A 9,201-nucleotide genomic window follows, 5' to 3' on the forward strand; every position below is an offset into this window, starting at 1 on the left:
CCTGCGTCACGCTGGAAGCAGAGTCCCCCGATGCGTACCCAATCGCGAGCGCCTCCTTGTCAGCCGCCACCGCTTCTGCATCCGTTTCAGCAGCCGTCACAACTGTCAACGTGAAGGCTTGCGTGACGCTCGTGCTGCCCTTCGTTATTGTCGCCGTCAGCGTCACCGTTGCATTGCCAGCACTGTATGCAGGCTGTGTCACCGTTCCGTTATTTGCCACGACTGTCGGGGTGTCAGAGGACCACGTGATGGTCGAACCGTTGCTTCCCGTGGTTGGCAACGTCAAGTCCTGCGTCACGCTGGAAGCAGAGTCTCCCGCTGCATATCCAATCGTGAGTGCCGCTTTATCGGCCGCCACCGCTTGCGCGTCTGTTTCAGCAGCCGTCACAACTGTCACTGTGAAGGTTTGCGTATCGCTCGCGCTCCCCTTCGTTATTGTCGCCGTCAGCGTCACCGTTGCATTGCCAGCACTGTATGCAGGCTGTGTCACTGTTCCGTCATTTTCTACGACTGCCGGGGTGTCGGAGGACCACGTGATGGTCGAACCGTTGCTTCCGGTAGTGGGTAACGTCAAGTCCTGCGTCACGCTGGAAGCAGAGTCTCCCGCTGCATATCCAATCGTGAGTGCCGCTTTATCGGCCGCCACCGCTTGCGCGTCTGTTTCAGCAGCCTGAACGACTGTTACCGTGAAGGTTTGCGTATCGCTTGCGCTACCCTTCGTAATCGTCGCCGTCAGCGTCACCGTCGAATTACCAGAACCGTAAGCAGGCTGTGTCACCGTTCCGTTATTTGCCACGACTGTCGGGGTGTCAGAGGACCAGGAGATGGTCGAACCGTTGCTTCCCGTAGTGGGCAATGTCAAGTTCTGCGTCACGCTGGAAGCAGAGTCCCCCGATGCATATCCAATCGTGAGTGCCGCTTTGTCAGCCGCCACCGCTTGCGCGTCTGTTTCAGCAGCTTGAACGACTGTTACCGTGAAGGTTTGCGTATCGCTTGCGCTACCCTTCGTAATCGTCGCCGTCAGCGTCACCGTCGAATTACCAGAACTGTATGCAGGCTGTGTCACTGTTCCGTCATTTTCTACGACTGTCGGGGTGTCAGAGGACCACGTGATGGTCGAACCGTTGCTTCCGGTAGTGGGTAACGTCAAGTCCTGCGTCACGCTAGAAGCCGAGTCCCCCGCTGCATACCCGATCGCGAGTGCCGCTTTGTCAGCCGCCACCGCTTGCGCGTCTGTTTCAGCAGCCTGAACGACTGTCGTCGTAGCTTGGCTCACCGTATCTCCTGCCACTTGCGCCGTAGCCGAAATGATGTCTCCTGCGCTCAACGTAAATCCGGATGGCACCGCTACTGAGTAGGCACCCGTGCTCGCGTCTGCAGTTGCTGTGCCAACCGTGGTGCTTCCGTCTTTTACAGTGACCGTAGCACCGTCTGCTGCGGTTCCGGTGATAGTCGCGTCTCCAACAGTTACAGTGTTCACTGTCGGTGTCGCTGTCTCGCTAGCTGTGCTTCCGTTGCCACCGCCACCGTTGTTTCCAATTGGAGCATTACCAACGACGTTCGTCACTTGGCCACTACCAGACAGCGTAACACTAGAACTGGATGCGCCATTGGTTAAAGTTGAAATGGTACCGTTATTGTCGATCACAACGCCAGTCACGTCACCAATGTTAAGGCTGGAGATAGTTGCACCCGCAGACACTTCGACTTTTGTATCGGAACCAGATACATTCAAGGTTCCTACTGGTGCGCTACTGCCAACCTGAACATCCGCACCACCAGTCACCGCAACGGTTGCAAACGACTGGCCGCCTGTCAATGCTACCGTTGAACTTGAACCGACAGTGACTGAACCGAGGCTGCCTGACTGTTGGTCAAGCGTGACCGTTTGATGTTCCGTAGCAGGGATTTCGGTAGTGTTGATCTGAGTATTTCCGGACGAAACAATATGGACTGCGGAGGAACTGTTTACGGTTAATGTAGGAGCAATCACGTTTGTCAAGTAGATTGCGTGTGAAGCTCCGGAAAGAACGATAATACGCCCTGTGGCCGTAACGTTTGAGAGGTACACTATACCGTTGGAGCCAGGGTTGATGAAAATGTCACCGTCAACGTTCGTGTTTTGGAGCGTTACGTTCGTTCCGGTAATCACAACGTTTTTACTTATAGACGTAACACCAGTGGAAGGACCGGACGTCTGATTCGCTGTCAAGGTTAGCGGTGTTGTCTCTGCCCAAACATGCTTTGTGCCGTCCCAAGTGTTCTTAATCCCAGCAGCCTGCATCAACTCTTGCGCGTAGAAAATTGGAATGTAGGTTGTGGTTGAAGCATGTTTGCCTGCCGCAGGATCGACGTTTACTATCGTGTTAATTTTTTTAACCAGTGTCCCGTTTACATATATCGACGTGTTTCCTTGCCCCACTTCAATATCGGAGAAATCGAGGCTGCCATTGCTCGTCGTCAGATTCCAGGAATGTGTGGACCCATCCCAGACTGCTTTGTACCCAGATTTCAATAACGCTTGATTCATATAATAGACGGGCATATACGCTGTTGGCGTACCCCCATCTTTTGCAACGATTTCGTAAGGCTGACTCAAAACCGAACCATCTACAGTAATCGTTGCCCGTATTGCTGCGCCTCCTGATTGTACTGCAGCAAATGTGGTAGGAATCATAGTGCCTAAGATGAGTGTCGCTGCAGCAATCCCTTTTAAGCTACTTTTCACCATTTATCCTCCTGAATTCACCCAATCTCTTAGTGTCTTGATCCCTGAACTCCCAAAGATACCGACGCTTGTCAATATAAAGTATTTTTGATGGACTTGTGCTTCTCCATCAGCGAATGGATGTACACCTATGTTCGGAGCGACAAAACTGAAATTCACATGGTTGCAACCGCTCCTGTCCGAATGTAGTTCAATACTTGCTGTATACATGCGAAGGGCGTACCGATATGGCCTATGTTCGAGATTTTGTGCAATACTGCGTTTGGAACTTGAGATGCAATATACTCCGCATGCCGAATCCCTATCTTGTGATCGGCGGTACTATGCCACAGATGCACCGGCGCCTGAATATCATGGAGCGAAAAATCCCAGGGCTTCGCAAGTACGATGTAATCGTCCACCATGCCGTCAGGAATGCACAATCCTTCTAAAAAGGTATCCAGGAGTACACTCAACATATCTTTGCTGATAAGTGCCTGATCGGTTGGTGGCAAACTTGCGTAAATTTGTTGGATAACCGCTTCCGGCGCATGTTGTGCGGCGGCCACCATCTGCGCAATGTATTGGTCCGCTGCCTTGGACCTCGCAATGAGCGCCTGCTCCAGCTCATCGCACTCGACCAACAGTTCCGGATCATTCAATGGACCTACGCCACATAGGATGGAGACTCGTTCTATACACTCGGGCAATGCTTTCGCACAGGCTAGCGCGTATGGTGCGCCGCCAGAAATTCCGATGACGGAAAATCGCTGAATTCCTAAATGAGTGACAAGTGTTTGAATGTCTGCTGCGTGATCGAACAATGAGCGCTGATGCTGCACATCAGACAATCCGTACCCGGGGCGTTCGGGAACAATGATGCTCACCTCTTGCAACTCACGTGTGGCGAGATGAGCAAATACTTGAAAACGCGAGCCCGGTGTTCCGTGGAACAATACGACCGGATAACCACCTTTAGGGCCGTACTCCGCATAACCTACTTTGCGCCCGTTTCTGACTTCTATCACACCATCGAACATAGGAAATCCTCCAGACCTGTACGGATTATCCTTGCACCAGCGTCGCCTGTAATCGGTAGGCGAGCCCGAGCGCGCCACGGTGCATGACGTGATCGTGATTCCACACGAAGAACAGTGGCTTCATGAGTGGGGGAATCATATTCGTCCACCATTCTCCATAGGCATTGGAGGATAATGTTTCGTACACACAGTCGGCAGTTGCTTCGTCAAGGGCCCACCTTGTAACAAACTCATATTGCATCCCACACATTTCCTTCCCCTAAATCTTTTAAGGTCTTTTTCGACCAACTATAATGAATAGAGCATATTTCGGCATCGGGAAAATTCCCTATTTAAAGGTGAATGATGTACAGTTCCAATCAGGAGGACGTCCGCTTACATAGATTCCCATTGCAGGAGGTCTACTTTTCATGACAGGTACACCACGATTGGTGGGAAGAACGTCAGAAGTTCAAGTCATAGCGGATGCTGTGACGCGCGTGTCTAGTGGAGAAGGTGGTATCATCCTGGTCGGCGGTGAGGCTGGGATTGGGAAAACTACCCTTGTAAACTACGCATTGAAATCTCATACGAGAACATCGGAGCCGACCATTCAGTGTCGGTGCCCAGGCCCCGGGGAGACGATTCCATACGGCCCCTGGCGGGAAGCGTTCCTAAATCTCCAAATGTATGGTGGACGCTGGGAGCCATCTCCTTTGCCGATTCCATTTGGCAGCGCACCCGCTTTGACCGAGTCGTTCGAAGTCGCCCTATCATTGATCCGCTGGCTCCGGAGTGCAGGACGCCCGCTCGTTATTACAATTGATGACTTACAATGGTCAGACCGTGCGTCCATGAATTTACTCCGACAGCTATCTGGGCGGCTTCATGATGTGCCACTCCTCGTGATTGGAGTGTATCGTTCCGAAGACTTATACCATTTTACCGACATCCGTCGCGTTTTCTCGGATATGCTACGAACCGGAACCCAACGCATCTTACTTCAGGAATTGAACCGTGTGGAAGTGGAGGAACTGATAAGGGCAATCGTCCCCAGCCAAGATAACCCATCTCGCTTAGCCGATGAAATCTATCGATTGACCCATGGCTTACCGCTATTTGTGGCGGAAATCCTAGAGCAATTCAAAGATCAACGTTATACGGCAGTTCCTGTGTCAGAAACGGTTCAACAAGCCATTGACAGAAAACTGAATCTCCTGGATCCAACCTATATCTCTGTATTAGAAGAGGCTGCCCAAATTGGGGAGCTGTTTGATTTCCGTTTACTCGTGGACATTTCCACGAGTACGAAAGAAGCGGTAACCACGGCTTTAGACGAAGCAAAACAGTTAGGACTCATTCGAAACGTGGATAGTCAGTCAGATACGTTTCAATTCCGACACGCGATTGTCCGGCTGTATTTGATGAACTGGATGCACGGCGTTCGGCTCGTGCGGTGTCACCAAACCATTGCGGAGGTTTTGGAAAGGACCTCGTCCGATTCCTTCGATGCCATCGCGTTTCACTATCGGCGTGCAAAAGATGCACGATCCGTGCAATTTCTAGTTCTTGCAGGGGACCATGCGCTTCGTGTCGGCGCTATCCTGGATGCCGAAGAACGTTATCAGCATGCGCTTGAATTGTTGCCCAAAGGAGACGGCATGCATGCGGAGATTCTCCTCAAACTTGGTTTTTGCATGCGACGGAGGAGTGAGGTCAATGCACTTCAGCATTTTGAAACCGCACTTGACTTAGCTCGGCAAAGTGGAGACTTACCGGTCGAGGCATGGGTTAGCTACCTCTTGTATGAACGTGCTTACGACCGTGGAGATCGCGTAGTGCTGGATGATATTGCAACACTTTCAGCCTTACAGGAACGACTATTGACCAACGACCGATATCTCTACCTCGAACAGTTATTCTTTCGTGAGCATTGCGAATATCCGAGGATCGTCATGGTGTACTGGAGTTTTTTGTATACACACGGACGCTTGGAAGAAGCAGAGCAATTGCTCAGCGATTTACAGAAGAATGTTGGTGCGCAAAATCCGCAAGTGTTACGTATGAAAACGAGGTTGAATGCGTTTTTAGGGAAACTTGACGATATCATCGACACGGCGCATGAATTGAGTAAAGCGGCGTACCACCGACATGATGACTGGTCTGCCACCATCTTGTTTACCAATTATCTGTACCATACATATCTCAGCAAAACCGATCAACTGGATAAAGTGGATGCTATCATTCAGGAGCTAATGGTTCTTGAAAATCAGGTTAATGAAAAAAATGGATTTGGCTTCATGCCGAAGGGATATTCCGCCGCAGGATTTTATCACTATACAAGAGGCAATTGGAAAGAGGGACGTAAACACTTGGTGGATTACGTCTTGGAGGAACCAGAACCAGATTCTCTGATTACCTGGTTTGCTGCTGTGATGCTAGTGGAAACTGCAGATTCCGACGCTTTGGACGCTGTGTTGGCAAAGCTGGCGCCATTTCGCCCGGCCGATCCACCGCCTCCCTCTACAACGGTCTTTACTTGGGTACATGCGATTCGCGCACAGGCCCATCTTCTTCGGAATGAAGTGGATATGGCCAAAGTATGGCTCGAAGCGGCTGACGCGCATCCCCTCAGTCAAGTGTCAAAACTGCATCGCCCATTCATTGATATTACTTGGACTGATTATTACCGTCGTACTGGCGACCAGACCAAGGCCATCGAGGCGTGCGAAAGGGCTATGGTCTGGGCTGAGGCTGTGCCGATTCCGTGGTTTATCATCAAAGCACGTCGACGACTCGGTGAACTTCAGTGTGAGCTTGGAGAATATGCACAAGCATTCAGATTTCTAGAGGACGCCACTTCACTTGCACAAACATGCCAACTTCCATACGAAGCGGCACTAAGTCGGCTATCAACCGGACGTGTTTGGATGGCGTTGGAGACCACAGAGGAATCAACGGTTCGTCCAGAAATGGTCACACGACGCGATATTGTGATTGATTGTCTACAAAGTGCACTGGATGTGTTTAGCTGTTTAGGTGCAAGAGAACAGGTAGAGGCTGAGCGTTTATTGGATGCAGTCCGTACTGCCAAGACTTCAACTGCTAATACAAGATCAGCTCACCCTGATGCGCTCACGGAACGTGAGTGGGAAGTGGCCAGGCTCGTTGCGGCAGGACTTACAGATAAAGAAGTAGCGGCTAAATTACACGTTTCTCCCCGCACTGTAGACCACCATTTACGTAGCATTTTTCGGAAGCTGGATGTCCGTCATCGAACGGCATTAGCAGTCTATCTCAGTAAACAAGAGGATTGAAAAATAGGAGAAATTGCTTGGTGTTGAGATGAGAATACATAATTGTCTTTAGACAAAGCCGGTTATCGGGCCGTCAAAATGAGCATCAATGGCGAGCAAAGACCGAGGAGAAATAACCTCGGTCTTTGCTCTATATAACGAAACCGTTCAACATCTTGAATTTAAAGCGCAGCCGGGTAGCCTTAGACACATCGCGGTGCCCTTGCTGTCTCAGAATCGTACATATGCAGTCGAAATCAATGACTTACCAAGAGTACGCTTCCGGAGCTGGTTTCCCTGGGCCTGGGAAGATTTCGTGTAACCGTTGCATTACAGATTCGTCTAGTTTGACTTCCAAGGTGTGAAGATTATCGTTCAACTGCTCCAAGGTTCTCGGTCCGATGATGGGGGCCGTGACGGCTGGATTTTCTAACAACCAAGCCAAGGCCACCACATCTTGTGGCTCGCCGATCTCTTTGCACAACTTATCGAATGCTTCCAACGCGGCGCGGTTCTTCTCCACAGCTTCTTGTGCCCGAGCGCTGCGCTGTCCAGTTTTGGTTAACGCGTTCCTGCCAAGCAATCCGCCAGCGAGCGGACTCCAAGGAATGACCCCGAGTCCAAGTCCTTCTGCTGCTGGAAGCACTTCCAATTCCGGCAAACGGCACAAAAGGTGGTACTGGTGTTGCTCAGAGACAAGGCCGAGGAAATTGCGTTCTTTCGCGGCCGCCTGTGCGATTGCGAGGTGCCAACCCGCAAAGTTACTGGCGCCAACGTACCCAATTTTACCTTGGTTGACCGCCACTTCAAATGCTCCCCACAGCTCATCCCAGGTGGCATTGCGGTCAACGTGGTGCATTTGGTAGAGTTCAACGTGATCGGTTTGGAGGCGCCTCAGGGAAGCGTCCAAGTGACGTCGAATTTTGTAAGCGGACAGTCCGCCACGGTTGTTCGGTCCATCGTTGGGATCCATATCACCGTACACTTTGGTTGCCAGCACGACACGCTCGCGCCGACCACCACCTTGTGCGAACCAACGACCGATGATCTCCTCGGTCCAACCTTTTCGTTCCCAACCGTATACGTTAGCTGTATCGAAGAAGTTGATACCAGCGTCAAGCGCTGCGTCCATAATGCGGAACGCGTCTTTCTCCTCGGTCTCGGGACCAAAGTTCATCGTCCCAAGACATAAGCGGCTCACACGTAAACCAGTTTTTCCTAGATAGGTATAGTCCATCTCACAAGCCTCCTATGAATTTGAGTTGTGGCGTGAAGTAGGTGCTATAGCTAATATATACGTATGGAATGGGTTTGAAAATCGGTCGAGGCGCACATCGGATCCGCTGAATAGGCTGACTACTGACTACGTTGTTCCTTCTAGATGCGTTTTCAACCCGATCATTTACAAATCCGAATTTCCCCTCGACCCACTGCTACAACGAGATCGTCTGCGGAACGCATTCTCTATAGAACCTTTGATACAGAATGCTGTCCGTTATAGTCAGAAACGAAGGAGTCTCCTCTCAAATTCCAAAATTGGATCCTTGAAATCTTCCTTAAGCCATCTCCATGTCTCAGTGTCTTTAAAATGTTTCATGCAAAGGGAGATGTCTATTTTCACGTCCGCTGTAACGAACACTTCTATAGGTGTAAGCGTGTCCTCTAATTCACCAGCAAATGACCGGATTCGTTCGACTTGTATCGCTGTTAAATCAGAATACACAGCTTCTACGGCTATCAACAGAGAACGCCTAACCCCAAACGAGTTTCTGCATAACACAGTGGTATCAGACATTTTAACCCCACCCGACAAAGTTCTTTATAATAAATGATATTGTACTTTATAAAGAACAGATAATCTATCGAAATTTGTCTTGAGCGAGTTAATTCGGATCAAGGGCTGAAAATTATCAGATGCGCCGTAAAACCCCTTGCTTTAGCTATGGGGATATAAGGCGCTCGCCGTTAGGCGAAATGTCTTTTAACGATCAACTAAACGTTAGATGAAATAGCGGTATCTAACTTGTTTTGGTAAGATGTTCTTGGGTGATCGCAATGAGTAGAGACGTCGAATTGAATCGAAATGTCACATTTGACTGCAAGTACCATGTTGTGTTTTGTCCGAAATACCGGAGAAAGGTGCTTGTAGAGCCCGTTGAATCACGTTTGAAGCAATTGT

6 protein-coding genes are annotated in these 9,201 nt (G+C 50.2%); 2 read left to right on the forward strand and 4 right to left on the reverse strand.

The window, feature by feature from the left end:
• The 3 genes from ACFSB2_RS23685 to ACFSB2_RS23695 form a co-directional block, all read right to left on the reverse strand.
• Window positions 1-2,728: immunoglobulin-like domain-containing protein (locus tag ACFSB2_RS23685; protein WP_377945577.1), on the reverse strand; the 2,728-nt coding region annotated here is incomplete at its 3' end.
• Between the two features lie 155 nt (window positions 2,729-2,883).
• Window positions 2,884-3,747, reverse strand: coding sequence for an alpha/beta fold hydrolase (locus ACFSB2_RS23690; protein ID WP_377945578.1), 864 nt, complete (start codon window positions 3,745-3,747; stop codon window positions 2,884-2,886).
• 25 nt (window positions 3,748-3,772) lie between these two features.
• Window positions 3,773-3,988: an SRPBCC family protein gene (locus ACFSB2_RS23695; protein ID WP_377945579.1), complete on the reverse strand. Its 216-nt coding sequence runs from the start codon at window positions 3,986-3,988 to the stop codon at window positions 3,773-3,775.
• Between the two features lie 169 nt (window positions 3,989-4,157).
• On the opposite strand from ACFSB2_RS23695, the gene ACFSB2_RS23700 reads away from it, so the two are divergent.
• Window positions 4,158-7,043, forward strand: coding sequence for a helix-turn-helix transcriptional regulator (locus ACFSB2_RS23700; protein ID WP_377945580.1), 2,886 nt, complete (start codon window positions 4,158-4,160; stop codon window positions 7,041-7,043).
• A gap of 244 nt (window positions 7,044-7,287) precedes the next feature.
• Here the strand turns inward: ACFSB2_RS23700 and ACFSB2_RS23705 are convergent, their stop codons facing one another.
• Window positions 7,288-8,259, reverse strand: coding sequence for an aldo/keto reductase (locus ACFSB2_RS23705; RefSeq protein ID WP_377945581.1), 972 nt, complete (start codon window positions 8,257-8,259; stop codon window positions 7,288-7,290).
• Between the two features lie 818 nt (window positions 8,260-9,077).
• On the opposite strand from ACFSB2_RS23705, the gene ACFSB2_RS23710 reads away from it, so the two are divergent.
• Window positions 9,078-9,201: transposase (locus tag ACFSB2_RS23710; RefSeq protein ID WP_377945585.1), on the forward strand; the 124-nt coding region annotated here is incomplete at its 3' end.

Origin of the sequence: Alicyclobacillus fodiniaquatilis, from assembly GCF_042678105.1 — a bacterium.
Taxonomy (GTDB): Bacteria; Bacillota; Bacilli; order Alicyclobacillales; family Alicyclobacillaceae; genus Alicyclobacillus; species Alicyclobacillus fodiniaquatilis.